This window comes from Streptomyces sp. NPDC059080, assembly GCF_042739975.1.
GTDB classification, from domain to species: Bacteria; Actinomycetota; Actinomycetes; order Streptomycetales; family Streptomycetaceae; genus Streptomyces; species Streptomyces benahoarensis.
Map to the genome: position 1 here is coordinate 241,393 of NZ_JBHYGX010000003.1, position 26,644 is coordinate 268,036.

Below are 26,644 nucleotides of genomic sequence, written 5' to 3' on the forward strand. Positions count from 1 at the left end.
CCGCCGGTCTCCCGCCCTGTCGGTCACCGGGCCGTGGTACCGCCGCCGACAGGCGGTCGTGCTCAGGGCCGTTCCGCGAACTCCTCGGCGACCGGTGCCGTGCCGTACGTATCCGGTTGCGCGGCGGAGCCCAGGTCCTCCGCACCGTCCCGGTGGACGACCCGGAGCACGGTGGCCCCGGCGCGGTCGCCGAGCGTGAAGGTGACGGCTTCCAGGGGGCGCCCCGAGCGCAGCAACGCGTAGACGAGCGCCGCCGCGACCATGGCACCGTGACGGTCAGCCGAGAGGGGGGCCATGACAGTCCGGCCGTCGCGGAGCGCCACCCGGCAGCCCCCGTCGGCGACGGACGTCGAGGCGAGCAGACAGCCCGGATAGCGCGAGAACACGTCCGCGATCCATCGGTCGGCGGCGGCGATGGAACCGGCGACGGCGTCACGGACCAGCACGGACGCGTTCTCCGTCAGCGCCCGGTCCCGTTCCAGATCGCTGCAGGAGAGATGACGGAACGTGTCAGCGGAGAGCGACGGGCCCACGGAAGGAAATCCGTCCTCGGTCGCGTTCGTGATCTCCGGGTCTCCCGGGTCCGCGAAGTGGCCGACCGCGGCGGGCGTCCGGCTGATGGCCACCTGTGGCCCGACGGGGGTGTCGCGGACCCCGGTCGTGACGTGGACCGCGGTGATGTCCGGACGAGGGTCCGCCGGGCACGGGTCCTCGGGGGCGAAACGCGGCAGGGGAGAAGGCCGTTCGGGGAGGTCGAGGCGGAGAAGGCCGTAGACCGCGGTACGCAGTCGGCGTAGTGCGTGGCCCGGGGCGATGAGGGCCTTCGCCCCGAGTCGGCTGAGGGATTCGCTGTCGGCCGGCCCGTGGACGCTGTCGGTCAGGGCGCGTTCGACCTGCGGACGGAGCGGAGCACCCGGTTCGAGCCGTGGCACTTGCTTACCCAGCTCCGCCATGGGCGTGCCGGGGACCGCCTCGTCCTCGCTGAACGCGCCGAGCAGCAACGGCTTGCCCAGCGCGGCACCGTAGAACGTCACCGAGCCGTGGTCACCGATCAGCAGATCCCCGGCGATCAGCGCGGCCTGCCAGCCGTCCGTCGGCGGGATGCGCAACAGGCCCGCGCTCAGGGGCGAGGCGAGCAGGGACCGGAGCTGGTAGACGCCGTGTGCGGAAACGATGTTGGGGTGGGTCACCAGCGCCACCGCGTAATCGTCCATCGGCAGCTCGGCGAGCAGCCGGGCGGGAAGCGCCGGATTCCGGCCGAGGAGCGACCGGTCACGCCAGGTCGAACTGAGTACGATCAGACGCCGGTTGCCGGTGACGCCGAGAGCCTCGCGGTACGCGGCGCGCAGGCCCACGCCGTTGACCAGTGTGTCGTGGCAGGGATCGCCGATGAGCAGCGTTCGGTCCCTGGTCAGGGGATGAGCGGCCGCCAACTGCTCGGCCTGGTCGGGGTGGGAGACGGCGAGCCACGCCCGGCCGCTGCGCAGCAACGCGTCGGGTACGACACCGGCGAGACGGTCCTGGTCACTCCGGGAATCCGGAACGACCTTGTGGAACCCGACGCCGTGCGGCAGGACCAGGACGGGGGCGGTGTGGCCCTCGACGGCGAGATCGGCGTTCTCGGTGGCCGTGATGACCAGGTCGGGGGAGAGGTCCCGGTACTGGTGCCAGGGCAGCACCCGGGCGCCCACCGACCGGATCAGGTCATGTACCCCGTCGTTGAAGGCGGAACTGGGGTCGAAGGCGAAGACCAGGTCGACACGCGACTCGTCACGGAAGACCGGTCCCAGGACATCGAGCACCCGGACGGTGGAGGTGACGGTCCGGGCGATGACCACGACGGTGCGCTCGGTGGGGAGCGTGCGCCAGCGCTCGGGATCCGCGCCGACCGGCACCCGCAGCGGAGGTATCAGACCGTGGCTGGTGTCGAGCATGTCCCCGCACCCCCACTCGCACGCCTCGCGGTTCGCGGTTCGCGGTTCGCGGTTCGCGGTTCGCGGTTCGCGGTTCGCGGTTCGCGGTTCGCGGTTCGCGGTTCGCGGTTCGCGGTTCGCGGACAGCCTGCCATTAGCGCCTTTCACCGGTTCCCGCAACCCCTGTCCGTCCTTGACGTTTCCGTGAATCCACCACCGTAAGTCAGTGGCTGAGACGCCGTCGGAGTAGGTCCGTCCGCCCGTTCCCGCACGGGACCACGCCAAGGGGAACGGAACGGACCGGAAGGCGCTGGTCAACGGTAGATGACGCCGGGGAGTGGTGAGGTGCGGTCAGGACGGCGGCCACCTCTCACCGTTCCGCCGCCGGTTCGGCCCCAGGCCCCGAAGACGGTCCCGGAGGTGAGTCCGGCGGGGGCGGTGCGTTTCCGTCCGTGGGCGGCGGGCAGGGCGGCGTCTCGCCGTCGGTGGCGCGTGGCCCGTTGGGGAGCGGGTCGGTGGGGGACACCGAGCGGCCCGGTGGCAGGGCAGTTGACGGGAGGGAAGCCGAGGGCGGCGGGGTGATCAGGGGGCGCGGGGAGACGACGGGCAGTCGGCCCCCGGGCAGAGGTGAGCGCCCCGGGCGGGTGCCGAGCGTGGCCGGAGGCGCGGGGTCCGGGCGGCCGCCGCGTGGAGCGGACCTGTTCGTGGCCGAACGCAGCATGCGGTGCACCGACCCCCGGGCGAGGCGGGCGACCGCCGAAGGGCGTGGCCCGGTGCCGCCCGGACGGTGCGTGTCCTGGCCGGTGGCGAGCGCCCACGGCGCGTGGACGAGACGGCCGACGGTCCGTTGCAGACCGTGGGCGAGCGCCGGGTCGTCCAGACCGTGGCGCCCCAGCCCGTCGCGCAGTGCCACCGCGGCGTGCGCGGCGACCGACAGCCCCTGGCCGTAAGCGGGAGGCAACGAGGCCACTGCGTCGCCCAGCACCACGAACCCCGTGGGCCAGGACGCCAGCTCCTCGTACCAGCGCCGGTGGCTGGTCGCGTGCCGTGAGAGTCGCACTTCGCTCAACGGCTCGGCATCGGCGATGAGTTCCCCGATGGAGCCGTCCCCCACCTCACGTGCGAAGGGCACGAACCGGCCGGCGGTGTGCGACGGCTCCTCGCCCGGCGCGCCCGCGAGCGTGACCAGCCAGCAGCCGTCCTCGATCGGGACCAGGCTCGCGTACCGGCTGAGCGCGTGCCCGGCGGCGTCGCGGCCCGCGCTGAGCACCGCGGGATTGCTGCCGGAGGGGGCGCGGAAGACACGGGTGGCGCAGGTGAACCCGTCGTCCACGACCACCTGGCGGACCTCCGGCAGACCCAGCGCGACCAGGCGCTCCGGGGTCCTGGAACGCCGCCCCGTGGCGTCGACCACCAGATCCGCGTCAAGACGACGGGCCTCGCCGCCGAGCGTCTCCCGGACCCGTACGCCCGTGACATCCTCCGGTGTGCCCGTCAGGCTCTCGGCCTCGGCCCCGTCGAGGAGGGTGACGCCGGGCAGGGTCAGCACCTGCTCGCGGACCACCCGTTCCAGCAGGTCATGGGAGGAGGACAGGAGAGCGCCGGGCGGTGTCCGGCGACGGATCCGGCTTGCCGTGGGGGCGGGATCCGCGGCCGGTGGCAACCGGCGGGCGCCGACCTCCAGCAGCCGCCCGGTCACGCCCGGCAGCAGCTCCTCGATCGTTTCGGTGATCTCGGTGGTGAGCAGCGGTGCCTGCCGTGGATGGGGGAGCGCGCGCCGCGACGCCGGTCCCCGGGACACCGTCTCCTCCTCGACGACCACCACGTCCGCGTGCCCGGACAGCGCCGCCGCCGCGAGCATGCCCGCGACGCCGCCACCCATCACCACGGCGAGATACGGGTGGGTGAAGTGGAGTCCGCCGCTGCTCGTACCGCTCGGCGTGTTCATGGACAGCCTCTTTCTCCGCAGGTGCGCGCGACGGCCGGGCGGGCGAGAGACGCCGGGAGGAACGGAGACACCACCACCGGGCGTGCCCGGCGCCGCGCGGCGGCCACCAAGGCCCAGGAAGCGGCCGCGAACGAGGCCGAAACCGAAGGGAGGGCGGACAGCCTCGCACGCACGCGGCGGACCTGCGCCGCCAGGGGTAACTCCGGTTGCTGAACGTCCTGACATCGCGGCGCGAACGCCGGTACACCGACGGATTTCCGCATCATGACCCCCCTCAGCCCGTGCACACCCCGCAACCCGCCCGGTGGTGCGCCCCGCCGTCCGCCCGTCGCGCACCCGGTGGGCGGACACCGCCCCGTGGCGGAGTGCGCGCAGCCCCGGGGAGCGCGGCCGTCCCGACCTGGCGACGGCGGACACGACTCCGGATCGTAGGCCGCGGAGATCACATGCGATACCCGCAAGTATCCGAGGGTCCTACGGGAGCCACCCCGCCGATACCGGTGCGTAGATCTGATGCAAAACGACGCAATGGGGGGAAAGCGTACGGGCAGTTTCTCGCGAGGAGAGAAAACCCGGCGTGCTTTCTCGTTTGATGCTGCACAACGGGCCGGGAATCCCACCGGGGTTGGCGTGAAATGGTCGGACAGCACCCCGAGCACCGACGGCGTGCCTACCCTGTCCGGGCACAGCACCGAGACCCCTGAGGGAGAGTCGTGCAGGCGATCGTGATGCGAGAATTCGGCGGCCCCGAGGTGCTGCGGACCGAGGAGGTCCCAGAACCCGAACCCCGCGCCGGTCACCTGGCGGTCGAGGTGAGCCTCGCCGGGATCAACTACGCGGACATACACGTCCGGGGCAACACCTACCTGGCGCCGGTCGACCTGCCGTATGTCCCCGGCAACGAGGTCATGGGCACGACGGACGACGGGCGCCGGGTCATCGGGCTGTCCCGGGGCGGCGGCTACGCCGAACGCGCCCTGCTGCACCGCCGCGTCACCTGGGACGTCCCCGACGGCATCGGCGACGAACAGGCCGTGGCCCTGGCACTCCAGGGCAACAGCGCCTGGCATCTGCTCTTCACCACACTGCGTGTCACCGCCGGGGAGACGCTGGTGGTGCCTGCCGCCGCGGGTGGCGTCGGCTCGCTGGCCGTCCAACTCGCCGCGTACGCCGGGGTCAAGGTCATCGCGCTCGCCGGAAGCGAGGAGAAACGGAAGCTCGCCGTGGACCTCGGCGCCCACGCGGCCGTCGACTCCACCGCCGACGACCTGACCGAACGGATCCTGGAAGCCGCCGGCGGACCCGTCCACGCGGCCCTGGAGATGACAGGTGGCGACACCTTCCACCGCACCCTCGACGCCGTCGCCCCGCGCGGCCGCCTCGCGGTGTACGGGTACGCGAGCGGCGAGATGGCGCAGGTGCCCACCCGCCACCTGATGGAACGGTCCCTGACCGTCTCCGGATTCTGGCTCCCGCAGCTCTACGGCGACCGGACCGCCCTGCCGACCTCGATGCGGGCGCTGTTCGACGCGGTCGAGGCGGGTACCCTCACCCCGCTCACCGGCGCCCGCTACCCGCTCGACCGGGCGGCGCAGGCCCACCGCGATCTGGCCGCCCGCACCCCCACCGGGAAGCTCATGCTCGACGTCCGGCGCAGGTCCACCGAAGCCGCGCCGGGCAGCGCGATCTGAATCCGGCCCGGGCCACCACCGGTGAACCGCGCGGCACCCGGCGGCACCGGGCGCCGCGGACGGCACCACCACCGTGCGCCTGCGGGCGCTGACCACTGCCAGGGGAGAGAGCACACGATGGGCAACCGCAGCACCGCGCCCGACGCCGCGGCGGCGGCGACCACCGCCACGCCCGCGGGCCCGCCCCCGGCGGGTGCCGCCGTCCGCAGGAAGCCCGCGCGACGGCCGCACGTCACCGCGGGCACCGCGCGGGCGACAGGATCCAGCCATGCGGAGCGGGTCTTCCTCGTCCAGACCGCCTTCGCCGAACTCGGCGGCTCCGCTCACGGGCCCGGCGAGATCGCGGAGTTCACCGGCCTGGACGACTCCGTCGTCTACCGCATCCTGCAGTCCGGCATCTACCAGCGGATCTTCGAACGCGTCGACCGTGGCCTCTACCGGCTGCGCACCTCGGCGGCCCAGCTCGCCTTCACCGCCCTCGACCACCGTCTCGACGGCGCCGCCTCGCAGACGGTGCTGCGCGAACTGCGGACGGCTACCGACGGCGGCCTGGCGTTCCTCTACATGGTGGCGCCGTTCTCCGGGGCGCAGCGGCAGTGCGTCGATATGGCCGTCGGCGACTCCGACCTCGCCGAACTCGGCATGACGCCCCGCGATGTGCTGTCCGTGACCCGCTCCCTGCGCACCGGCGCCTCCGGCCGGACGATCCTCGCGTACCTGCCGCAGAAAGTGCAGCAGCGGGTGCTGGCCGAGCCCGTGCCCGACCAGGCGGGGCCTGGGGTCTACCGGGACAACGACGCGCTGACCGCCTCCCTGGCCGAGATCCGCGACCTCGGCCACGCCCTGGGCTACGAGGAGTGCATGGCCGGGTGGAACTCCTGCGCGGCGCCCATCATCTGGGACGGCGCCGTCATGGGGGCGGTGCTGCTGCTCAAGCTGAAGTCGGTGATGCCGGACGCGCCGGACGGCGTCATCGAGGCGACGAAGGAGGCGGCGGCCGAACTCAGCCGCCACGGCGCGGCCCGTCCGGCGGCCGACGAGGTCTGAGCCGCCGCCCGGTACCGCCCCGGGACACCCCGCCACCCGCCGGCCGCTCGGCAGGCGGGACTCCGTGACGCGGGTGGTCGGAGCAGCGTACGGTCGGACGGCCGCCGCGCCGACGGCGGCACCGGAACGGCAACGGGGACAAGGGGAACCGATGGACGCGGAGTTGACGGCACTTGCCACGGCCGGGGCGACGGCACTCGTACAGCAGATGGTGACCGACGGCTGGGCGCAGGTGCGGGGGCGGGCCGCCGCCTTCCTCGCCCGGAGGCGCGGCACGGACGACGAAGAAGCCGTCCGGGACGGACTCGACGCGTCGCGGGACGAGCTGATCGCCGCCCGGCAGGACGGGGACGAGGATTCGGCCGCTGACGTCACCGCCGCCTTGCGGGGACAGCTGCGCCGTCTGCTGCGCGAGGACCCGGGCGCCGCCGGGGAACTGGCGGCGCTGGTGGAGGAGTGGCGGCCCGCACAGGGCGGTCTGTCGGTCCGGGATGTGCACAACTCCATGAGCGGCACCGTGCAGCAGGGCATCGTGATCCAGGCCGGGGTGATCTCCCACCTCAACAATGGGAACGGCCCCTTCCCGCGCTGATCCCCGGGCGGCCGCGCCCCGTCGGCATGCACAATGACGGGGTGCGGCTCCAACCGATCACCTGGGAACGACTGACCGACGCGCTCGCCGAGCGCATCGCCGCCACCCCGGCGCAGGACGGCGGCCCCTGGCTGCGGATCGCCGTCGACGGGGCGCCCGCCGCCGGCCCGGGGCAGCTCGCCGGACGGCTGGCGGAGGCGCTGCGGCTGCGCGGCCGGGCCGCCCACCGCGTCGACGCCCACGGTTTCCTGCGCCCCGCCTCGCTGCGGCTGGAGTACGGGCACACCGACCCGGACGCCTACCACGACGACTGGTTCGACCGGCGCGCCCTGTGGCGGGAGGTGTTCCAGCCGCTGGACCCCGGCGGCACCGGGCGGGTGCTGCCGGACCTGTGGGACCCGGTCGCCGACCGGGCCACCCGCAGCGACTACGTGATACTCCCGCCCGGCGGCGTACTGCTGCTGCACGGACCGCTGCTGCTCGGCCATGGGTTCCCCTTCGATCTCACGGTGCACCTGAAGCTGTCCGCCGCGGCCCTCGCCCGCCGCACTCCGCAGAACGAGCGGTGGACGCTGCCGGCCTTCGCGCGCTACGAGGACGAGACCCGCCCGGCCGACGCCGCGGACGTCGTCGTACGGGCCGACGATCCGCGCCGCCCGGCCTGGAACGGACCGGCCTGACCTGGGCGTCCCGGGGTGCTCCGTGCCGGGGGCCGGCTCAGACCAGCTGCCGGATCTCGCCCCGTACGCGGTAGAAACCCCCGGACGCCGGCGCGAGGCCGTCGACGACATAACGCGTTCCCGGGCGGCGTATGTGACGGGGGAACTGCACGTTCCAGGACGGTTCGAAGCCGTCCGACACGACGTGCACCCGCAGCCGCCCGGTCTCCTGGACGCACTCCACGACGATGCCGGAGGCGGCGGTGGCCGTCACCGTCTGCACCGTGGCCGACGGGGTGTAGGTGGGCAGCGCGGCGGCCGACTTCACGTCCCGGGCGACCGGGACCGTACCGGTCCGCGCGGCCGCCACGGCGGCGTCGCTCGCGTCCACGCACACCAGCGAACCGTCGGTGGTCACCATGTACAGCTTCTCGTCGAGGTACTGCATCGACAGGGCGGAGCCGCCACCGGTGCCGAGCTTCCACAGCCGGGTGCCGTCCGCGGCGAAGCAGTACACCGAGGACGCCGAGTCGCCCGCGAAGACGTAGCGGCCGCCCGGTGCCGTGGCGCAGGAGTAGACGACCGTGTCGCAGGCGTAAGTCGCCTCGATCGCGCCGTCCTTCTTCGCCAGCCGCTGCACCACACGCCGGTCGGTTCCGGCGTAGACCGAAGCGTCCTCCTGCCAGCCGAAGAGCACCGCACCCTGGGTGGGGGTGTGCCACAGCTCCCGGCTGCCGTCGGCGGCGTACGCGGTCACGCCGCGGCTGTGGCCGTGGTGGACGGCACGGTCGTCGCGCCGCACCATCCAGGCGGCGCTGCCGCTGCTGCGGCGCGACCACTGGTACTCGTCCTCGTGGTCGATGACCGTCAGGCCGCCGTCGCGGTCCGCGACATGCAGGATGCCCTGGTGGATGTCCAGCCAGAAGATGTCGACGTCGGGGGCGATGTCGTACGCGGCGAACGGCAGCTTCGAGGAGAGGTCGTACACCGAGCCGTCGTCGCAGCCCGCGTAGATCCAGAAGTCGTCCGCCACCAGGCACTTGACGCCCGCCGGGAGCTGATAGCGGGCCAGCACCTCGCCGTCGTGGCCCAGGGTGTGGACGTCGCCGTTCTGGTTGCCGACCCAGCAGCGGTCGGCGTCGACATGGATGCCGAACGCGGCGGAACCGGTGCGGAACCGCCACAGGACGGGGGCGACCGCGCGCGCCGTCGACGGCGCCGAGGCGACCTGGCGGTGCGTCACCGGCCGGGCCGCGCGCTGTCCCCGGACCGCCGGGGCGTACCCCTTGCGGACCTTCTCACCGATCTTCCTGGCGGCCGCCGCCTGCGCCTTCTCCGTCGTCGGGAACGACGAGCGCTGCGACTGGCCGGCTGCGCCGATCCGGCCGTAGCGGACCGCGACCTCCGTCCCGCTGACCGACACCTCGTAGAACTTGTGCGCCCCGCCGCCCTCCTGGGACAGCTCCAGATACGTCGTGGATACGGACATGGCGATCCCCTCCCCGGGCGGTCCCGCTGACCTTCCCCGCTGCTGAAAACCGTACGGCCGACCACTGACAACGAGCCTGGGCCGAGGCCGCCGCCCGGCCCCTGACGGGCGCTCACCGGGCTGCCGTTAGCGTGAGTCCGTGACGTTTTCGAGCAACGCGACCGGCGACAGCCCGGCGCTCCCCGGCAGCCACGGCCCCCACGCGACGACGGACGCCCTGCCCGCCTCCGTCGGCGCCGTACGGATGTCCTACGCACCCGACCCCGACGGCGATCCGGACCCGGGCGAGATCGTGTGGACCTGGGTGCCGTACGAGGAAGGGGACGGGCGGGGCAAGGACCGGCCGGTGCTGGTGGTCGCCCGGGAGGCGGCGGGGACGCTGCTCGCCGTGCGGCTGTCCAGCAAGCCGCACGACCAGGACCGGGAGTGGATAGCCATCGGCACCGGGCCGTGGGACCGCGCGGGCCGTGACTCCTGGGTCGACCTGGACCGGGTCCTGCGGCTGCACCCCCAGGGGATGCGCCGGGAGGCGTGCGCCCTGGACCGGGCCCGCTTCGGCCTCGTCGCGCGGCGCCTCCAGGAGCGCTACGGCTGGCGCTGAACCGCCCGGCCCGCCGCGACCGGCCGCTCAGACGGTGGCCGGTCACGGCCGGGCCGTGACCGGGGCGGTCCCGAACCGGCAGGTCAGGACCCGGCCAGCGCCAGGATCTTGGTCACGGTGTTCCAGTTCCGGGTGGTGGCGACGACACCGAGCGGGGCCCGGCTCACCGCCTGCGCGAGCTTGGAGCGGCCGATGCCGCCCGGGCAGCACAGATACAGCTCCCGGGCGATCAGCCGGAAGCTGTCGGGGGCGAACGCCGCCTGGTCGAGGGCGTCCAGCCGCGAGGTGTCGCCGGGCGCCTCGGACAGGAACGTGACGTGCAGGGTCCGCGGCTCCGCCACCGCCTGCGGATACGGATTCGCCGCCACGCCCGCGGCGAACTCCGCACCGGTGCGGACCACCACCGGCACCGTCAGCCCCAGATCGGCGAGGATCCGCTCGCGCAGCAGGCGCGCGGTCTCCTCGGGCGGGGTCCCCGGATCGGCGAAGACGAGGTTGCCCGTCTGCAGGAGGACGGTGACCTCCCGCAGTCCCAGCGACCGCGCCAGCTCCAGCTGGCGGGCCTTGGGGAAGGAGTTGTGGCCGCCGACGTTGATGCCGCGCAGCAGCGCGATCTGCGTGGACATGGTGCCGCCTTTCGTGGGCCCGCTCGCGGCCGCCCGGTCAGAACAGGGGAGCGGGCAGGACGCCTTCCAGGGCCAGCAGGACGCGCTTGGCCTCCAGACCGCCGCCGAACCCGCCGATGCCGCCGTCGCTGGCCACCACCCGGTGGCAGGGAACGACGACGGGCAGCGGATTGGCACCCATCGCCGCGCCGACCGCCCGCGCGGCGCCCGGCTCACCGACCCGGTCGGCGAGGTCCTGATAGCCGACGACGCTGCCGTACGGCACGCCCGCGTCGAGCGTGTGCAGCACCCGGGCGTGGAAGCCCGAGGTCAGCGACCAGTCCAGGGGCACGGTGAAGGCGGTCAGCTCGCCGGAGAAGTACGCCGTCAGCTCCGCCACGGCCACGGCCAGGTGCGGTATCTCCGCGCGCGGGGCTGTGCCGAAGATCCCCTTCAGCCGGGCCAGGGCCCGCCGGGTGGTCCGCTCGTCGGCATGGAAGACCACCTGTACCAGCCCCCGTTCCGTCGCGGCGAGCAACAGCGGTCCGATGGGCGAGTCCGTCCGCGTCCACGCCCAGTCGCGCCGCGGGGTGTTCCGCGCTGATTCCTGCGCTGCATCCGTCACACCTTCAGCGTAGGGCGTGGCACCGACAACGCGGCGGCGGGCGGACCCGGGAGCTGGTCCCCGGATCCGCCCGCCAGGCCGTACGGCCAGGTCAGAGGCCGCTCTTATGCAGCGCGGCGCGGATCGTGTCCGCGGTGTTGCTGATGACGCCGTCCGCGCCGGCCCCGGCGAGCTTCACCGCCGTGGCGGTGTTGTCGACGGTCCAGGTGTAGACCTCCATCGGACGGCCGTGCGGCCCGCGCAGCGCGTGCACCGCCTTGATGTACTCCGGGGTGGTCACCGTGTACGACGGGTTGATCTGGTCGCAGAACCGGGCGTACTCGGGAAGCTCGGCGACGGTGGGGTTGCCGAGGAATCCGGTCTTGATGTCCGGCCGCAGCAGGTGGACGGTCTTCACCGCGTCACCGTCGAAGCTCTGGATGATCAGGCGGTTCTTGACGTGCTCACGGTCGAGCCACCCCTGGTGGCGCAGCTCGAACAGGGTCTGCAGCTCGATGCCCGGGTACAGCTCCGGCGACTTCAGCTCCAGCAGAAGCCGCTGGTGGTTGTGGGTGACCGCGCTCATGTACTGCTTGAGGGTGGGCACCCGCTCGCCGGTGAACTTCGGGCTGAACCAGCTGCCCGCGTCCAGCTTCTTGATCTCCTTCAGCGTGAAGTCGGCGACCTTCCAGGGTGCGCGGTCCGGGAACACCTTCTCGACGTCGGTCGTTCGGTTGAGCGTCGTGTCGTGCAGGACGATCAGCTGGCCGTCCTTGGTGCGCTGCACATCGTTCTCCACCCAGCGGGAGCCGCGCCGGTGGGCCTCGTCGATGGAGGCGAGGGTGTTCTCGGGCGCGTGGGTGGGGGCGCCGCGGTGGGCGACCGTCACAGTTCTGTGGCCGCCGGTGGCGGCCTGTGCGGTGGCTGAGGGGAGGGCGAACGTGGACAGACCCAGGAGTGCGCCGGTGAGGGCGGTGGCGACGGTGCGAAGACGCATACGGACTCCTCGTGGACGTCGTGGACGTGACCGGATGTGAGTGTGCGGAGAGCTGGTGCGACGTGGCCTGACACCGTGCCGGACGGCCAGAGGTTCGCAGCCGGGTGGGACGGAGAGGGAGGCGAGGGATGGACAGAAACTGAACGAGAAGTGGCCGGTGTTCCGTGTTTGAGGCGCGCGGTGACGGGCTGTCCGGAATCGCCGTGCAACAGATGGACGCTCCGGCGCCGTCCAACTTGCCGGAGTGACGGCGAACCCGCATCCCGGCCGACGGTTCGTCACCCCTCGTGCCTGTGACCGGTTTTGGTCTTCCCAGAAGAACGGAGCGTGCGACTCCGGAAGCCGGGTGGGGAACGGGGCGGTCACGGGGGCGGACGAGGCCCACGGGGCCCGGCGGACCTGGCCGTCGCGGCAGGGCTCCGGAGGGCTCAGGCGGCGGCCACACCCGCGCCGCCGGGATGCTCTCGTGCGGTCGGTCCGCTCCGCCGTACGGGCGTCCGGCCGGGCCGAGGCCGCGTGCGGGCCCGACGGCCGCCCCGGCCCGGGCCCCCACCCGGCCGTCCCGCACCGGCAGCCGCGCCCACCGGAAGAACGCCCTGGTCGGACGGGTTTCCCGGCCGGATGTCAGTGGTGGGTCGTACCGTGGTTTCCATGCGGCCCGTATCGAAGATCGAACGCACGGTGGCGCCTTTCGAGGTCGTCAGCCCCTATCAGCCCAGCGGCGACCAGCCGACGGCCATCGCCGAGCTGGAGCAGCGCATCCGCGGCGGTGAGAAGGACGTCGTCCTGCTGGGCGCGACCGGCACCGGCAAGTCGGCGACCACCGCGTGGATGATCGAGAAGCTGCAGCGCCCGACGCTCGTCATGGCGCCCAACAAGACCCTCGCGGCCCAGCTCGCCAACGAGTTCCGCGAGCTGCTGCCCCACAACGCCGTCGAGTACTTCGTCTCCTACTACGACTACTACCAACCCGAGGCGTACGTACCGCAGTCCGATACGTACATCGAGAAGGACTCCTCGATCAACGAGGAGGTCGAGCGGCTGCGGCACTCCGCGACGAACTCCCTGATCACCCGGCGGGACGTCATCGTGGTCGCCTCCGTGTCCTGCATCTACGGCCTGGGCACGCCGCAGGAGTACGTCGACCGCATGGTGCCGCTCAAGGTCGGCGACGAGATCGACCGCGATCAGCTGCTGCGCCGCTTCGTCGACATCCAGTACACGCGCAACGACGTGGCGTTCACCCGCGGCACCTTCCGGGTGCGCGGGGACACCATCGAGATCTTCCCGGTCTACGAGGAGCTGGCCGTCCGGATCGAGATGTTCGGTGACGAGGTGGAGGCGCTGTCCACTCTTCACCCGCTGACCGGCGAGGTGATCAGCGAGGACCAGGAGCTGTACGTCTTCCCCGCCAGCCACTACATCGCCGGTCCCGAGCGCATGGAGCGCGCCATTGCCGGGATCGAGGCGGAGCTGGCCGACAGCCTCGCCACGATGGAGAAGCAGGGCAAGCATCTGGAGGCCCAGCGGCTGCGGATGCGTACCACCTACGACATCGAGATGATGCGCCAGGTCGGCTCCTGCTCCGGCATCGAGAACTACTCCATGCACATGGACGGCCGTGAGCCCGGCTCCGCGCCGAACACCCTGCTGGACTACTTCCCCGACGATTTCCTGCTGGTCATCGACGAGTCGCATGTGACGGTGCCGCAGATCGGCGCGATGTACGAGGGTGACGCCTCGCGCAAGCGGACCCTCGTCGAGCACGGCTTCCGGCTGCCGTCCGCGATGGACAACCGCCCGCTGAAGTGGGAGGAGTTCCTGGGGCGCGTCGGCCAGACCGTCTACCTCTCGGCGACCCCGGGGAAGTACGAGCTGGCACGGTCTGACGGCTTCGTGGAGCAGATCATCCGCCCGACGGGGCTGGTGGACCCGGAGGTGGTGGTCAAGCCCACCGAAGGGCAGATCGACGACCTGGTCCACGAGATCCGGGCCCGGACCGAGAAGGACGAGCGCGTCCTGGTCACGACCCTCACCAAGAAGATGGCCGAGGACCTGACGGACTACTTCCTGGAGCTGGGCATCCAGGTCCGCTATCTGCACAGCGACGTGGACACCCTGCGCCGGGTGGAGCTGCTGCGCGAGCTGCGGGCGGGCGAGTACGACGTCCTGGTCGGCATCAACCTGCTGCGCGAGGGCCTGGACCTCCCCGAGGTCTCCCTCGTCTCCATCCTCGACGCCGACAAGGAGGGCTTCCTGCGCTCCGGTTCGGCGCTGATCCAGACGATCGGGCGCGCGGCGCGGAACGTCTCCGGCCAGGTTCATATGTACGCCGACAAAATCACCCCGGCGATGGAGCGGGCGATCGACGAGACCAACCGCCGCCGGGAGAAGCAGCTCGCCTACAACAAGGCCCGCGGCATCGACCCGCAGCCGCTGCGGAAGAAGATCGGCGACATCGTGGCGACCCTCGCGCGCGAGGAGATCGACACCCAGGAGCTGCTGGGGTCGGGCTACCGCAAGGGCGCCTCCGGGGCACCGGCCAAGGCTCCCGTCCCGGAGCTGGGCGGCAAGGCGGCGAAGGGCGCCAAGGCGGGCAAGGGAGCCAAGGCGGGCAAGGGCGCGACGCCGACCGACCGGCCCGCCGCCGAGCTGGCCGAGCTGATCGAGGAGATGACCGAGCGGATGCGGGCGGCCGCCGCGGACCTGCAGTTCGAGGTCGCGGCGCGGCTCCGGGACGAGGTGGGCGAGCTGAAGAAGGAGCTGCGCCAGATGCGGGAGGCCGGTGTGAGCTGACACCGGGGGCCGCGCCGTCACGCCGGACACCTGCCGGGCGCGGCGATAGGCCACCTCACCAGGCGCTTTACCTTTTCATTTACTTTGCCTTGGTATTCCTTTACTCTTACTCCGCGGAGGGGAGTACTCCTGCAACGACGTCCCCGTCATCACGGATCACGAGCGTGACGAGATCCCGGGGCGTCGGCCCGGCGGCCTTCGGGAGCCGGGCGGAAGAGACCTCCGGCAGCGACGACGCTGTATGTGCCGTACGACTTTGCCGGAGGAGCAGTGGACGTTTCCCTGACCCTGTGGGCGCTGACCATCCTTGGTCTCAGCGCCCTGATCGCCGCCGATTTCTTCATCGGCGGCCGTACCCCGCATGAGGTCTCCCTCAAGGAGGCCGGAATCTGGACCGGCGTCTGGGTGACGCTCGCCGCGCTCTTCGGGCTCGGGCTGCTGCTGTTCGGCGGCTCCGGTCCGGCCGGTGAGTTCTTCGCCGGTTTCATCACCGAGAAATCCCTCAGCGTCGACAACCTCTTCGTCTTCGTTCTGATCATGGCGAAGTTCGCGGTCCCGGCGATCTACCAGCAGCGGGTGCTGATGGTCGGCGTGCTGATCGCGCTCGTGCTGCGGGCTGGTTTCATCGGCGCCGGAGCCGCGGTCATCGCCCATTTCTCCTGGGTCTTCTACTTCTTCGGCGCGTTTCTCATCTGGACCGCGTGGAAGCTCGTCAAGGAGGCCATGGCCGGAGCGGAGGACGAGGAGTTCGAGGAGAACCGCTTCCTGAAGACCGTCGAGAAGCGCTTCCCGTCGACCGACACCTACCACGGTACGAAGCTGTTCATCGTCGAGAACGGCAAGCGGCTGATGACGCCGATGCTGGTCGTCATGCTGGCGATCGGCACCACCGACGTCCTCTTCGCCCTGGACTCCATACCGGCGATCTTCGGCCTCACCCAGGACCCGTACATCGTCTTCACCGCCAACGCCTTCGCCCTGATGGGGCTGCGGCAGCTCTACTTCCTCATCGGCGGGCTGCTCAAGAAGCTGGTCCACCTCTCGTACGGCCTGTCGGTCATCCTCGGCTTCATCGGGGTGAAGCTGGTGCTGCACGCGCTGCACGAATCGGGGGTCGCCGTGCCGGAGATCGGCATCCCGGTCTCGCTGGGCGTCATCTGCGCGGTCCTCGTCGTCACCACCGTCACCAGCCTGCTGGCCGCCAGGAAGCAGGCGGGCCGGGAGACGGAGCCGCGGGAGACCACGGGCGTCTGACCGGCGGCACCGTACGGGCCGGAGCGGGCGACGTGCTCCCGCCACCGGACGGCGCGGCGGGCCCCGCACGCCTGAGCGCGGGGCCCGCCGCCACGGGCGGCTACCAGCCGCGCTCGCGCCACTCGGCGAGATGCGGCCGCTCCGCGCCGAGCGTGGTGTCGGCGCCGTGCCCCGGATAGACCCAGGTCTCGTCGGGAAGCTGGTCGAAGAGCTTGGCCTGGACGCCGTCGATCAGGCTGGCGAAGTGCTCCGCGTCGCCCCAGGTGTTCCCCACGCCGCCCGGGAAGCCATAGGGGCCGGATGACGGCGGAGGCCGCCGCCGAGGTGATCGAGCGCCTGGCCGTCGCCGCCGGACTTTCCGGCGGCTGGTCCGGGCACTCCCTGCGCCGCGGCTTCGCCACCGCCGCCCGGGCCGCCGGACACGACCCGCTGGAGATCGCCCGCGCGGGCGGATGGGTCGACGGCTCCCGTGTCCTCGCCCGATACATGGACGACGTCGACCGCGTGAAGAACTCTCCGCTCGTCGGCATCGGCCTGTGACTGTCAGCCGAAACACGGAGGAGTGGCCGGGTTCCGCGGCAGAGTTCCATGACGGTGTCGTCGGAGTCGGGGAGCTCCCGCGTGGCCAGCTCGATGATGCCGGCGGCCGGGCGGCGATGGGGCGGCACGAAGCGTTCCGCGGTGGCCGTCAGATCGTGGTCGGGCGCGGGATCCGGGCGGCGGCTACCCGACCGGGGGTTATCCCCATCTCGCATGGGCCCGCTGCCCGGATGGATCGGTGGATCTCAAACGCCCAGGCTGAAGGCCTACGGATTTCCGATGCACCCGGCAGGGTGCACAAGGAGGGTTCCCCCATGACCGATCGTTCTCACTCGTTTCGACGTGCCCGCGCCTCGTCGTCCGGGCCGCGGCGAGGGATCGCGACGGTGCTGGTGATGGCCGCCACCGGTCTGGCCGTGGGAGGCGCTCTGCCCGCGTCCGCGGCGCAGCCCCGCGGCTCCGGTCAGGTCGTGCGGCAAGGCCTGGACCACCTGGTGCACGACGACGGGTACCCCGCCGCCCTGGCCGCCGACCTCGGCCGCGACGGGCGCACCCACAACTACGCTGCCGGCGTCGCAGACTTGAGCACCGGGGTGAAGGTGCCGGTCGACGGGCAGGTACGGGCGGGGAGCAACACCAAGGCGTTCACCGCCACGGTCGTCCTGCAACTGGTCGGCGAAGGCAAGGTCGCTCTCGACGCCCCGGTCGAGCAGTACCTGCCGAACCTGGTGCGCGGCGAGGGCATCGACGGCCGCCACATCACGGTACGTCAGCTGCTGCAGCACACCAGCGGACTGCCTGACTACGCCGAATTCGTGGGCGACCTCGTCGGCACGCAGCGCCACACCTACCTCCAGCCCCGAACCCTGCTCGATCTGGCGCTGGCGCACAAGGCGCTGTTTGCTCCCGGGACCAGCTGGGCGTACAGCAACACCAACTACCTCCTGGCCGGCCTGATCATCGAGAAGGTCACCGGCCGCCCGCTGGCCGAGGAGATCACCCACCGGATCGCCGAACGCATCGGGCTGCGCCACACCTACTTTCCCGGCGCGGGCGACGAGGGCATCCGGGAAGCGCACCCGAAGGGCTACTACGCGCAGCCCGGGGGGCCGTTGAAGGACGTCACCGAGTTGGACCCCTCCTGGGCCTGGGCCGCCGGGCAAATGATCTCCACCCCGAGCGATTTGAACCGATTTTTCTCCGCCCTGTTCGGCGGCGGGCTCCTGGAGCCCGCGCAGCTCGCCCAGATGCGGACCACCGTCGAGGTCCCCGCCGGTGAAATGTGGCCCGGTGCCCGGTACGGGCTGGGAGTGACCAGTACGGCGCTGAGTTGTGGCGGCCTGATGTGGGGACACGGCGGTGACATCCCCGGTTACCAGACGCGCACCGGCGTCACCGATGACGGCCGCGCCGTCACGGTTGCCGTCACCGCCGACATTGCGCCCGCCAAGCAGGGCCCCTCCGATGTCCTGGCTCTCCTCGACGCCACCTTGTGCAGGTGACGGCCGACGCTCCGTAGTGAGAGTGGCTGTGGTTGGCGTCGCCCAGTTCCAGGATCGCGCTGGTGGTCGCGGCCACGCTCCGCGCCTGTAGGGCCTGCCCTCGTGCGGTAGCCGGGTGCACATCATGCTGGGTTTTGACCCCGGATGTTGGACACCAGAGACACTTGGATCTTGTTGGTTCGACACCCACTGGACTTGGCACGAGAGGCAGGAGTTCGCCCGCAACCACCAGGCCCGTTACCGCGACCACCTCACACTCGCGGCCTGATCAGCAGCACCCTCATCAGATCTGCACCCGTTCCGGTTTACCAGCCTCGGGCTCTCCACTCCGCTAGGTGCGGGCGTTCCGCACCGAGCGTGGTGTCATGGCCGTGGCCCGGATAGACCCACGTCTCGTCCGGCAACTGGTCGAAGAGCTTCGCCTCGATGTCGTTCATCAGCGAGTCGAAGTCCTTCGGAAGTGTTGTCCTTCCAGGACCGCCCGGGAAGAGGCAGTCCCCGGTGAATACATGGGGAGCGCCGTGCGGGTCGTCGTAGATCAACGCGATGCTGCCCGGGGTGTGGCCGACCAGATGCCGCGCGGTCAGCTCGACCCGGCCGACGCGCAGCACATCGCCGTCCTCGACCGGTACGTCCGTGGGCACCGGAATCCCCTCGGCGTCGTACCGCCCCGCGTACGTCCGGGCGCCCGTCGCGTCGACCACCTCGCGCAGGGCGCCCCAGTGATCGCCGTGCCGGTGCGTGGTGACCACCGAGGCGAGACCGCTGTCCCCGATCAAGGTGAGCAGGGTGTGCGGCTCCGCTGCCGCGTCGATCAGCAGCTGCTCGTCGGTCGCCCGGCACCGCAGGACATAGGCGTTGTTGTTCGTCGGACCGACCGCGACCTTCGAGATCATCAGGTCGGTCAGCTCGTGCACGTCGGCCGGTCCGCCGACCTTCACTGCTCCGCTGTAGGCCATGACGCCAGCTTAGAGCGGGGGTACGACAGGCAGCGCGCCGCCGTCGGCGGTCAGCTCGTCGCCCTCGCCGCGCCCGGTGAGCCAGCCGAGCAGCGCCGTGGCCGGGCCCGTCACCACCAGCGGCGCGGCCCCCTCGGCCGCCCGGCCCGTGCGCCGCGACCGCCCGTCGGCGGTCCGTAGCTCCAGCGCCGGAAGCCTGGCGTGTCCCGCGAACTTCACGCCGGTCAGAAAGTCCAGCTCGGCGGCGACGAAGGCGGCGGGCAGCCGGTCGAGGGTGTAGCCGACCCCCAGGTCGACGTGGTGCAGTTCCACCTCGCCGAGCCGCCGCAGCGGCAGCCGGTCGGCGCGTTCCACCACGCCGTTGCGCATCTCCACCCGGAAGTCACGCCGGTCCGCCGGGAGCGCCCGCGCGGCGGCGGTGAACCGTTCCCCGCTCTCCCGCAGATCGTCCAGCTGCGCCGCCAGCGGCCGGACCGCGTCCCGCCGGATGTCGGCGTCACGGGTCGCCGCGTCGGCGTACATCGGCGTGGGGACATCCGTACGCGCCCAGGTGAGGAGGTTGACCAGGGCGTCCGCGTTGCGGGACAGATGGGCCAGGACATGGCCGCGGGTCCAGTCGGGGAGCAGGGACGGTTCGGTGACCGCGGCATCGTCGAGACCGGCGACGGCGGTGAGCAGCCGCTCGGTGGCCTCGTGGACGGCGGCCACATCGTGAGCGAAATCAGGCGCGGTATCGGTCATGGCCCCGACGCTAGCGCCGGAGCGGCGGCTGCGGGAGACCGCCGGAACCGCCACGCCGCGCCCCCGCGCGCCCCGGGACGATACCGGTGCGCCCCGGGGAGAACCACTGCGTACGGGCCGCCCTCGGGGCGCGGCGCCATGACCTGCCGTGCCCCTGGGGCTTCATACGTATCCGGCCGCCCAGGGGCCGCACCGCGTACGCCGATCGGAGTGAGCCCCCGCCTACGGGAGTGCGCCTCACCGGGCTCCGGATGCGCCGCTACGCCGGGTCGTCGCAGGGGGCGCCGAACCACCGGCGCAGCGCGTCGTCCAGCCCGTCCAGCGACGCCGGGGAGCCGTCCCCGGGGGCCGCGTCCACGGCCCACGCCGTGCAGCCGTCGGGGCGTACCAGCAACCCGGCGGGCGCGGGCCCGGTGGTGCGGGCGGTCAGCACCCGCACCCGGTCCGCGTACCCGGCGGCACGGGCGCGCAGCGCGGCGTCGTCCGTCAGGTCGAGCAACAGGCCGCCCCCGGAGCGCAGCCGGTCACCGAGCCGGGTGCCGTCGGAGAACAGCAGGTCGGGGGCGCTGCGGCCGGTCAGGGGATGGTCGCCGGGCAGCTGCTCGCGGCGGAGCTGGGCCGGGCCGCCGGCGCGGCGCCGGGTGATCCGGAACCCCGGCTCGCGGCCGCGCTGATCGTCGCCGGGTGGCGGGCCGCGTATGCGACGGCGGCGCGGCGGCAGCTCGACGGTGACCCCGCGGCGGCGGTCGCCGTTGAGCAGGCGGCGGTGCTGGAGTGCACCTTCGACGCACTGGAACGGGCCCTGCCGGTGCTCGGGCGGGAGCGGCGGCCCGGCTGACCTGCGCGGGTGTGGGCGGGGGCGGGGGCGGCGGTGGTCGGGAAGGATCCGGCGCCGCCACACGTTCGAGTGAAGCAGGGCAGCGACGACCAGAATTCGAATGCGCGTGCTATAGGCTCGTGTGTGGCATCACTCAGACAGTGCCGTGGCGGTCCCCATACCCTTGGGAAGGGGTTCCGTTCCGCACCGCCGCCTCTGCTCATCACTGAGCGGCGGACGCGGTACCGCGGCTCCCCGCCCACTCCAGAAAGGTGCCGACCGGCGTGGCCGACCGTCTCATCGTCCGTGGCGCTCGCGAGCACAATCTCCGTAACGTCTCGCTCGACCTCCCCCGCGACTCCCTCATCGTCTTCACGGGGCTCTCCGGGTCGGGCAAGTCCTCGCTCGCCTTCGACACGATCTTCGCCGAGGGGCAGCGGCGCTACGTCGAGTCGCTGTCCTCGTACGCCCGGCAGTTCCTCGGGCAGATGGACAAGCCCGATGTGGACTTCATCGAGGGCCTGTCGCCCGCGGTCTCCATCGACCAGAAGTCGACCTCCCGTAACCCGCGCTCGACGGTCGGCACCATCACCGAGGTCTACGACTACCTCCGCCTCCTCTTCGCCCGGATCGGCAAACCGCACTGCCCCGAGTGCGGCCGTCCGATCGCCCGGCAGTCGCCCCAGGCCATCGTCGACAAGGTGCTGGAGCTGCCCGAGGGCAGCCGCTTCCAGGTGCTCTCGCCGCTGGTGCGGGAGCGCAAGGGCGAGTTCGTCGACCTCTTCAGCGACCTCCAGACCAAGGGGTACAGCCGGGCGCGGGTCGACGGCGAGACGATCCAGCTCGCCGAGCCGCCGAAGCTGAAGAAGCAGGAGAAGCACACCATCGAGGTGGTCGTCGACCGCCTGACGGTGAAGGAGTCCGCCAAGCGCCGGCTGACCGACTCCGTCGAGACCGCCCTCGGGCTCTCCGGCGGCATGGTCATCCTCGACTTCGTCGACCTGGAGCCCGGCGATCCGCAGCGTGAGCGGATGTACTCCGAGCATCTCTACTGCGCCTACGACGACCTCTCGTTCGAGGAGCTGGAGCCCCGCTCCTTCTCCTTCAACTCCCCCTTCGGCGCCTGCCCGGACTGCACCGGCATCGGCACCCGTATGGAGGTCGACCCGGAGCTGATCGTCCCCGACGAGGACCGCTCGCTCGACGAGGGCGCCATCCACCCCTGGTCGCACGGCCACACCAAGGAGTACTTCGGCCGCCTGGTCGGTGCCCTCGCCGACGCCCTCGGCTTCCGTACGGACATCCCGTGGGCCGGGCTCCCGCAGCGCGCCAGGAAGGCCCTGCTCAACGGCCACCGCACGCAGATCGAGGTCCGCTACCGCAACCGCTACGGCCGCGAGCGCGCCTACACCACGCCGTTCGAGGGCGCCGTGCCGTTCGTCAAGCGGCGTCACAGCGAGGCGGAGAGCGACAGCAGCCGCGAGCGCTTCGAGGGCTATATGCGCGAGGTGCCCTGCCCGACGTGTGAGGGCACCCGGCTGAAGCCGATCGTCCTCGCGGTCACCGTCCAGGGCAGGTCGATCGCCGAGGTCGCGGCCATGTCGATCAGCGACTGCGCCGACTTCCTGCGCGAGATGACGCTCAACGCCCGCGAGAAGAAGATCGCCGAGCGGGTCCTCAAGGAGGTCAACGAGCGGCTGAAGTTCCTGGTCGACGTCGGTCTGGACTACCTCTCGCTCAACCGGGCCGCGGGCACCCTCTCCGGTGGCGAGGCGCAGCGCATCCGGCTCGCCACCCAGATCGGTTCCGGTCTGGTCGGCGTCCTCTACGTCCTCGACGAACCGTCGATCGGCCTCCACCAGCGCGACAACCACCGGCTGATCGAGACGCTGGTGCGGCTGCGCGACATGGGCAACACCCTGATCGTCGTCGAGCATGACGAGGACACCATCAAGGTTGCCGACTGGGTCGTGGACATCGGCCCCGGCGCCGGTGAGCACGGCGGAAAGGTCGTGCACAGCGGCCCCATGAAGGAGCTGCTGACCAACAAGGAATCGATCACCGGCCAGTACCTCTCCGGCCGCCGGTCCATCGCGACACCGGAGATCCGGCGCCCCGTCGACCCCGCCCGGCAGCTGACGGTGCACGGTGCCAAGGAGAACAACCTCCGCGACATCGACGCCTCGTTCCCGCTGGGCGTGCTGACCGCCGTCACCGGTGTCTCCGGATCCGGTAAGTCCACGCTGGTCAACGACATCCTCTACACCCACCTGGCGCGGGAGCTGAACGGCGCCAAGGCGGTGCCCGGACGCCACACCCGGGTGGACGGCGACGACCTCGTCGACAAGGTGGTCCACGTCGACCAGTCGCCCATCGGCCGTACCCCGCGCTCCAACCCCGCGACGTACACCGGTGTCTTCGACAACATCCGCAAGCTGTTCGCGGAGACGATGGAGGCGAAGGTCCGCGGCTATCTGCCGGGGCGTTTCTCCTTCAACGTCAAGGGCGGCCGCTGCGAGAACTGCTCGGGCGACGGCACCATCAAGATCGAGATGAACTTCCTGCCGGATGTGTACGTGCCATGCGAGGTCTGCCACGGTGCGCGCTACAACCGCGAGACGCTGGAGGTGCACTACAAGGGCAAGTCCATCGCCGAGGTGCTGGACATGCCCATCGAGGAGGCACTGACCTTCTTCGAGGCGGTGCCGGCCATCGCCCGTCACCTCTGGACGCTGCACGACGTCGGGCTGGGCTATGTCCGCCTCGGCCAGTCCGCGCCGACCCTCTCCGGCGGTGAGGCGCAGCGCGTCAAGCTGGCCAGCGAACTCCAGAAGCGGTCCACGGGCCGTACGGTCTACGTCCTGGACGAGCCCACCACCGGACTGCACTTCGACGACATCAGCAAGCTGATCACGGTGCTGTCCGGGCTGGTCGACAAGGGCAACACGGTCATCGTCATCGAGCACAACCTCGATGTGATCAAGACGGCCGACTGGACCGTCGACATGGGCCCCGAGGGCGGCAACGGCGGCGGCATGATCGTCGCCGAGGGCACCCCCGAGCAGATCGCCTCGGTCCCGGCCAGCCACACCGGCAAGTTCCTGCGGGAGATCCTTGGCGACCGGGTCAGCGACGCCGCCACCTCGGGCGCCCCCGCGGCGGTGAAACCGGCGAGGAAGGCGACGTCGAAGAAGACCGCCCCCAAGGCCGCCGCCACCAAGGCCACGACCACGGCCACCAAGACCGCAGCCAAGAAGGCCGCCGCGAAGAAGACGACCGCCAGGGCCCGCCGGTCCTCCTGACACCCCGTCGGCACCCGGGCCGCCGCCCTCGTCCGCTCCCCGGAGCGGCAGGGGCGGCGGCCCGCTGCGTATCACCGCCCTGGGCCCGGCGGGACCGCCACACCCGGCGGACACCATGTGCCGCGCCGCCGCCCCGTACGACCCAGCCCGGCGCCCTACCCCTCCAACTCCGCCGCCCACGGCGGCTGTGCCCCCGCACGGGCGCAGGCGAAGGCGGCCGCGCGGGCCGCGAAGGCGAGGATGTCGCGCCAGTCGTCCGCATCGAGCGTGGTCACCGCCGGGCGGGAGAGCGCGTCGTGGACGCCGAGCCGGTGCAGCAGCGCCGCATTGACGGTGTCGCCCGCGCCGATGGTGTCCACCACCGGGACCCGCACCCCGGGCACCGACACCGCGGAGCCGTCCCGCGTCCACACCGTCAGCCCGTCGGCGCCACGGGTCAGCACCACCGCGGCGGGCCCGGCGGCCAGCCACTCCCGGACCGCGGACTCCACCACGGCGCCATCGCCGTCCGCGTGCTCCGGCCCGGCGTCCGCGAGCCACCGCGCGTCCTCCTCCGACAGCTTCAGCAGCGTCACGTGCGGGAGCCAGGAGCGGAACCGGGCGCGGTAGGCGGCGGGATCGGGGATCAGACCGGGCCGGATGTTCGGGTCCAGCGCGGTGAACACCCCGCGCCCGGCCTCGCGGCGCAGCAGCGTCTCGTACGCCGTCGCGCCCGGCTCCAGCACCAGCGAACAGGTGCCGAAGGAGAGCGCGCGCACCGACGGGGGCAGCGCGTCCGGCACGGTGAACAGGCGGTCGGCGGTGCCCCCGGCGTAGAAGCCGTAGCCCGCCGAACCGTCCGGACCGATGTCCGCCACGGCCAGCGTCGTCGGCTCGTCGCCCCGCTGCACCAGCGTGGCGTCCACCCCGGCCGCGTACAGACCGCCGAGGAGCGAGGTCCCGAACGCGTCCCGGGAGATCCGCGAGCAGAAGCCGACCGTGGAGCCGAGGCGTCCCAGGGCGACGGCGGTGTTGTACGGGCCGCCGCCGCGCCGCGGCAGCAGCGCGGGCAGCCCGTCCTCCGCGGGACCGCCTCGCGGACCGGGGACGAGGTCGATCAGTGCCTCACCGGCGACAACGATCACGGGGTGTTCCTTTCCTCGGTGGCCGGGTCGGTCGGCGGCGCAGCGCCCGGCCGGGCGGCGACGGCGCCGTGGGGGAGTTCGGGGCAGCCGCACGAGGTGCGGTGCACCAGCGTGCACGGCAGGCGCAGCGTGCGCGGCGCCCGGTCCGGACCAGCCAGCCGGTCCAGCAGCAGCCGGACCGCCGTCGCCCCGATCTCCCTGCCGGGCTGGGCGACGGCGGTCAGCCGGGGCGTGAACAGATCGGCCCAGGAGAAGTCGTCGAAGCAGGCCAGCGCCACGTCGTCCGGGACCCGCAGACCACGGGCGCCCAGGGCGCGCAGGGCGCCGATGGTCATCGCGTTGTTGGCGGTGACCAGGGCGGTCGGCGGCCGGTCGGCGGCCAGCACCCGGTGGGTGGCGGCCTCGGCGCCCGCCGCCTCGGAGTGGCCGCCCGCCAGCAGCCCGGGGTCGTGGGGCAGCCCGCGCGAGCGCAGCCCCGCGCGGTATCCCGCGACGCGTTCGGTGGTGGTGCTCAGCCCCGGCAGCCCGGCGATCAGCCCGATGCGGGTGTGCCCCAGATCGGCGAGATGTTCGACGAGTTGCCGCATGGGCGCCGTGTTGTCCGCGCACACCTGATCGTGTCCGTCGCCGACCAGCCGGTCCAGGAAGACGGTGGGCACGGACCGGCGGGTCAGATAGCCGACCATCTCCGACGGTTCGGCGGACGGCGCGACGATCAGGCCGTCGACCCGCCGCTCGTGCAGCAGCTGGACGACCTTCCGTTCGTGGCCGGGGTCGTCGTGCGGATCGGCGAGCAACAGGCCGTACCCCGCCGCCAGCGCGCCCGCCTCGACTCCCTGGAGGATCTCGGTGAAGTACGGATTGCTGATCGCGGAGACTGCCAGCCCGATGGAGCGGGTCCGTGAGGTCACCAGTGAACGGGCCAGGGTGTTGTGGGTGTAGCCGAGTGCGTCGATGGCGCGGAGCACCGCGGCGCGGGTGGCCTCGCGCACCGGGCGGGTGCCATTGAGGACGTGCGACACCGTGGCGACGGAGACCCCCGCGTGCCGTGCCACGTCCACCATCGTCGTCATCGGGCTCTTCCTTCCGAGCGTGCGGCGCCGCGGCCGGGTGCCGCGGCGGTCCTGGTGCGTCCGGTCCCGTACGGGGCCGGAGGGGGCGTGCGGCCGGGCCGCGGGCGCCCCTTACGGGTCCTGTCCCGGACGGGCTCCGGGCGCGAAGCCGGAACGGCCCCGGCCGGTCGGTGCGGTCGCCCGTCGCCGCGTGCGGCGGAAGCCAGGGCGTACGCCGCGGAAACGAGGTGTCGGCACGGGAGTTGGGGCCGTGCGCCCGCTCACCGTAGCCGTCCCCAGCCCCGGGGGGGGGGGGGGGGGGGGGGGGGGGGGGGGGGGCGGGGCGGGCGCCCCCCGGCACACCCCCCAGGGTGTGTGGGGGGGGGGCGGGCGGGGGGGGGGGGGGGCTCA

Annotated in this window: 21 protein-coding genes and 1 pseudogene; 10 read left to right on the forward strand and 12 right to left on the reverse strand. The window is 72.1% G+C overall.

Annotation, left to right across the window (positions count from 1 at the left end; genetic code table 11):
• Positions 1–62: 62 nt before the first annotated feature.
• Both ACFWWQ_RS03440 and ACFWWQ_RS03445 read right to left on the reverse strand, forming a co-directional pair.
• Positions 63–1,934: a CDP-glycerol glycerophosphotransferase family protein gene (locus ACFWWQ_RS03440; protein WP_384589322.1), complete on the reverse strand. Its 1,872-nt coding sequence runs from the start codon at positions 1,932–1,934 to the stop codon at positions 63–65.
• Positions 1,935–2,283: 349 nt separating this feature from the next.
• Positions 2,284–3,861 carry an FAD-dependent monooxygenase gene (locus ACFWWQ_RS03445; protein ID WP_384589325.1) on the reverse strand — a complete coding sequence of 526 codons (1,578 nt, stop codon included), beginning with the start codon at positions 3,859–3,861 and terminating at the stop codon, positions 2,284–2,286.
• A 713-nt stretch (positions 3,862–4,574) separates the two neighbouring features.
• On the opposite strand from ACFWWQ_RS03445, the gene ACFWWQ_RS03450 reads away from it, so the two are divergent.
• From ACFWWQ_RS03450 to ACFWWQ_RS03465, 4 genes are all read left to right on the forward strand, one after another.
• Positions 4,575–5,552, forward strand: coding sequence for a zinc-binding alcohol dehydrogenase family protein (locus ACFWWQ_RS03450; protein WP_384589328.1), 978 nt, complete (start codon positions 4,575–4,577; stop codon positions 5,550–5,552).
• Positions 5,553–5,669: 117 nt separating this feature from the next.
• On the forward strand, positions 5,670–6,599 hold the full coding sequence (locus ACFWWQ_RS03455; RefSeq protein WP_384589331.1) for an IclR family transcriptional regulator C-terminal domain-containing protein: 930 nt from the start codon (positions 5,670–5,672) through the stop codon (positions 6,597–6,599).
• A 151-nt stretch (positions 6,600–6,750) separates the two neighbouring features.
• Positions 6,751–7,191, forward strand: a complete 441-nt coding sequence (locus ACFWWQ_RS03460; RefSeq protein WP_384589334.1) for a hypothetical protein — start codon at positions 6,751–6,753, stop codon at positions 7,189–7,191.
• A 41-nt stretch (positions 7,192–7,232) separates the two neighbouring features.
• The gene (locus ACFWWQ_RS03465) at positions 7,233–7,871 is read left to right on the forward strand and encodes a uridine kinase (RefSeq protein WP_384589337.1); all 639 of its coding nucleotides are present in this window, start codon (positions 7,233–7,235) and stop codon (positions 7,869–7,871) included.
• 37 nt (positions 7,872–7,908) lie between these two features.
• On the opposite strand, the gene ACFWWQ_RS03470 is transcribed toward ACFWWQ_RS03465, so the two are convergent.
• Positions 7,909–9,339 carry a WGR domain-containing protein gene (locus tag ACFWWQ_RS03470; protein ID WP_384589340.1) on the reverse strand — a complete coding sequence of 477 codons (1,431 nt, stop codon included), beginning with the start codon at positions 9,337–9,339 and terminating at the stop codon, positions 7,909–7,911.
• Positions 9,340–9,478: 139 nt separating this feature from the next.
• On the opposite strand from ACFWWQ_RS03470, the gene ACFWWQ_RS03475 reads away from it, so the two are divergent.
• Positions 9,479–9,940 carry a type II toxin-antitoxin system PemK/MazF family toxin gene (locus ACFWWQ_RS03475; RefSeq protein ID WP_384589343.1) on the forward strand — a complete coding sequence of 154 codons (462 nt, stop codon included), beginning with the start codon at positions 9,479–9,481 and terminating at the stop codon, positions 9,938–9,940.
• A gap of 83 nt (positions 9,941–10,023) precedes the next feature.
• Here the strand turns inward: ACFWWQ_RS03475 and ACFWWQ_RS03480 are convergent, their stop codons facing one another.
• The 3 genes from ACFWWQ_RS03480 to ACFWWQ_RS03490 form a co-directional block, all read right to left on the reverse strand.
• Positions 10,024–10,566 (reverse strand): DUF1697 domain-containing protein, encoded by a 543-nt coding sequence (locus tag ACFWWQ_RS03480; RefSeq protein ID WP_384589346.1) that lies wholly within the window; start codon positions 10,564–10,566, stop codon positions 10,024–10,026.
• 37 nt (positions 10,567–10,603) lie between these two features.
• Positions 10,604–11,170: a methylated-DNA--[protein]-cysteine S-methyltransferase gene (locus tag ACFWWQ_RS03485; protein ID WP_384589348.1), complete on the reverse strand. Its 567-nt coding sequence runs from the start codon at positions 11,168–11,170 to the stop codon at positions 10,604–10,606.
• A 91-nt stretch (positions 11,171–11,261) separates the two neighbouring features.
• Positions 11,262–12,146 (reverse strand): glycerophosphodiester phosphodiesterase, encoded by an 885-nt coding sequence (locus tag ACFWWQ_RS03490; protein WP_384589351.1) that lies wholly within the window; start codon positions 12,144–12,146, stop codon positions 11,262–11,264.
• Between the two features lie 651 nt (positions 12,147–12,797).
• Between ACFWWQ_RS03490 and uvrB the strand changes: the two genes are divergently transcribed.
• Together uvrB and ACFWWQ_RS03500 are read left to right on the forward strand one after the other, a co-directional pair.
• Positions 12,798–14,942 (forward strand): excinuclease ABC subunit UvrB, encoded by a 2,145-nt coding sequence (uvrB, locus tag ACFWWQ_RS03495; RefSeq protein ID WP_384589354.1) that lies wholly within the window; start codon positions 12,798–12,800, stop codon positions 14,940–14,942.
• A gap of 270 nt (positions 14,943–15,212) precedes the next feature.
• The gene (locus ACFWWQ_RS03500; RefSeq protein ID WP_384589357.1) at positions 15,213–16,196 is read left to right on the forward strand and encodes a TerC family protein; all 984 of its coding nucleotides are present in this window, start codon (positions 15,213–15,215) and stop codon (positions 16,194–16,196) included.
• Between the two features lie 100 nt (positions 16,197–16,296).
• On the opposite strand, the pseudogene ACFWWQ_RS03505 reads toward ACFWWQ_RS03500, so the two are convergent.
• Positions 16,297–16,488 (reverse strand): annotated as a pseudogene (locus ACFWWQ_RS03505) (MBL fold metallo-hydrolase); the annotation flags it as partial.
• 8 nt (positions 16,489–16,496) lie between these two features.
• On the opposite strand from ACFWWQ_RS03505, the gene ACFWWQ_RS03510 reads away from it, so the two are divergent.
• Both ACFWWQ_RS03510 and ACFWWQ_RS03515 read left to right on the forward strand, forming a co-directional pair.
• Positions 16,497–16,736, forward strand: coding sequence for a tyrosine-type recombinase/integrase (locus tag ACFWWQ_RS03510; RefSeq protein ID WP_384589360.1), 240 nt, complete (start codon positions 16,497–16,499; stop codon positions 16,734–16,736).
• Positions 16,737–17,050: 314 nt separating this feature from the next.
• Positions 17,051–18,238 carry a serine hydrolase domain-containing protein gene (locus ACFWWQ_RS03515; protein ID WP_384589363.1) on the forward strand — a complete coding sequence of 396 codons (1,188 nt, stop codon included), beginning with the start codon at positions 17,051–17,053 and terminating at the stop codon, positions 18,236–18,238.
• 305 nt (positions 18,239–18,543) lie between these two features.
• On the opposite strand, the gene ACFWWQ_RS03520 is transcribed toward ACFWWQ_RS03515, so the two are convergent.
• From ACFWWQ_RS03520 to ACFWWQ_RS03530, 3 genes are all read right to left on the reverse strand, one after another.
• Positions 18,544–19,197: an MBL fold metallo-hydrolase gene (locus tag ACFWWQ_RS03520; protein WP_384589366.1), complete on the reverse strand. Its 654-nt coding sequence runs from the start codon at positions 19,195–19,197 to the stop codon at positions 18,544–18,546.
• 9 nt (positions 19,198–19,206) lie between these two features.
• Positions 19,207–19,938 carry a maleylpyruvate isomerase family mycothiol-dependent enzyme gene (locus tag ACFWWQ_RS03525; protein WP_384589369.1) on the reverse strand — a complete coding sequence of 244 codons (732 nt, stop codon included), beginning with the start codon at positions 19,936–19,938 and terminating at the stop codon, positions 19,207–19,209.
• A 259-nt stretch (positions 19,939–20,197) separates the two neighbouring features.
• A complete protein-coding gene (locus tag ACFWWQ_RS03530; protein WP_384589372.1) occupies positions 20,198–20,839 on the reverse strand; it encodes a hypothetical protein in 642 nt (213 codons plus the stop codon).
• A 200-nt stretch (positions 20,840–21,039) separates the two neighbouring features.
• Between ACFWWQ_RS03530 and uvrA the strand changes: the two genes are divergently transcribed.
• Positions 21,040–24,057, forward strand: coding sequence for an excinuclease ABC subunit UvrA (gene uvrA / locus ACFWWQ_RS03535; RefSeq protein ID WP_384589375.1), 3,018 nt, complete (start codon positions 21,040–21,042; stop codon positions 24,055–24,057).
• Positions 24,058–24,212: 155 nt separating this feature from the next.
• Here the strand turns inward: uvrA and ACFWWQ_RS03540 are convergent, their stop codons facing one another.
• Together ACFWWQ_RS03540 and ACFWWQ_RS03545 are read right to left on the reverse strand one after the other, a co-directional pair.
• Positions 24,213–25,181, reverse strand: a complete 969-nt coding sequence (locus tag ACFWWQ_RS03540) for a carbohydrate kinase (RefSeq protein WP_384589378.1) — start codon at positions 25,179–25,181, stop codon at positions 24,213–24,215.
• Positions 25,178–26,254 carry a LacI family DNA-binding transcriptional regulator gene (locus ACFWWQ_RS03545; protein ID WP_384589381.1) on the reverse strand — a complete coding sequence of 359 codons (1,077 nt, stop codon included), beginning with the start codon at positions 26,252–26,254 and terminating at the stop codon, positions 25,178–25,180. The genes ACFWWQ_RS03540 and ACFWWQ_RS03545 overlap by 4 nt, the downstream gene beginning before the upstream one ends.
• Between the last annotated feature and the right edge of the window lie 390 nt (positions 26,255–26,644).

Bases quoted from the DNA above. Each gene is read 5' to 3' on its own strand.
- ACFWWQ_RS03545 (WP_384589381.1), bottom strand. From the start codon at position 26,254: ATGACGACGATGGTGGACGTGGCACGGCACGCGGGGGTCTCCGTCGCC.
- ACFWWQ_RS03515 (WP_384589363.1), top strand. From the start codon at position 17,051: ATGACCGATCGTTCTCACTCGTTTCGACGTGCCCGCGCCTCGTCGTCC.
- ACFWWQ_RS03460 (WP_384589334.1), top strand. From the start codon at position 6,751: ATGGACGCGGAGTTGACGGCACTTGCCACGGCCGGGGCGACGGCACTC.
- ACFWWQ_RS03490 (WP_384589351.1), bottom strand. From the start codon at position 12,146: ATGCGTCTTCGCACCGTCGCCACCGCCCTCACCGGCGCACTCCTGGGT.
- ACFWWQ_RS03480 (WP_384589346.1), bottom strand. From the start codon at position 10,566: ATGTCCACGCAGATCGCGCTGCTGCGCGGCATCAACGTCGGCGGCCAC.
- ACFWWQ_RS03440 (WP_384589322.1), bottom strand. From the start codon at position 1,934: ATGCTCGACACCAGCCACGGTCTGATACCTCCGCTGCGGGTGCCGGTC.
- ACFWWQ_RS03525 (WP_384589369.1), bottom strand. From the start codon at position 19,938: ATGACCGATACCGCGCCTGATTTCGCTCACGATGTGGCCGCCGTCCAC.
- ACFWWQ_RS03510 (WP_384589360.1), top strand. From the start codon at position 16,497: ATGACGGCGGAGGCCGCCGCCGAGGTGATCGAGCGCCTGGCCGTCGCC.
- ACFWWQ_RS03455 (WP_384589331.1), top strand. From the start codon at position 5,670: ATGGGCAACCGCAGCACCGCGCCCGACGCCGCGGCGGCGGCGACCACC.
- ACFWWQ_RS03520 (WP_384589366.1), bottom strand. From the start codon at position 19,197: ATGGCCTACAGCGGAGCAGTGAAGGTCGGCGGACCGGCCGACGTGCAC.
- ACFWWQ_RS03445 (WP_384589325.1), bottom strand. From the start codon at position 3,861: ATGAACACGCCGAGCGGTACGAGCAGCGGCGGACTCCACTTCACCCAC.
- ACFWWQ_RS03470 (WP_384589340.1), bottom strand. From the start codon at position 9,339: ATGTCCGTATCCACGACGTATCTGGAGCTGTCCCAGGAGGGCGGCGGG.
- uvrB (WP_384589354.1), top strand. From the start codon at position 12,798: ATGCGGCCCGTATCGAAGATCGAACGCACGGTGGCGCCTTTCGAGGTC.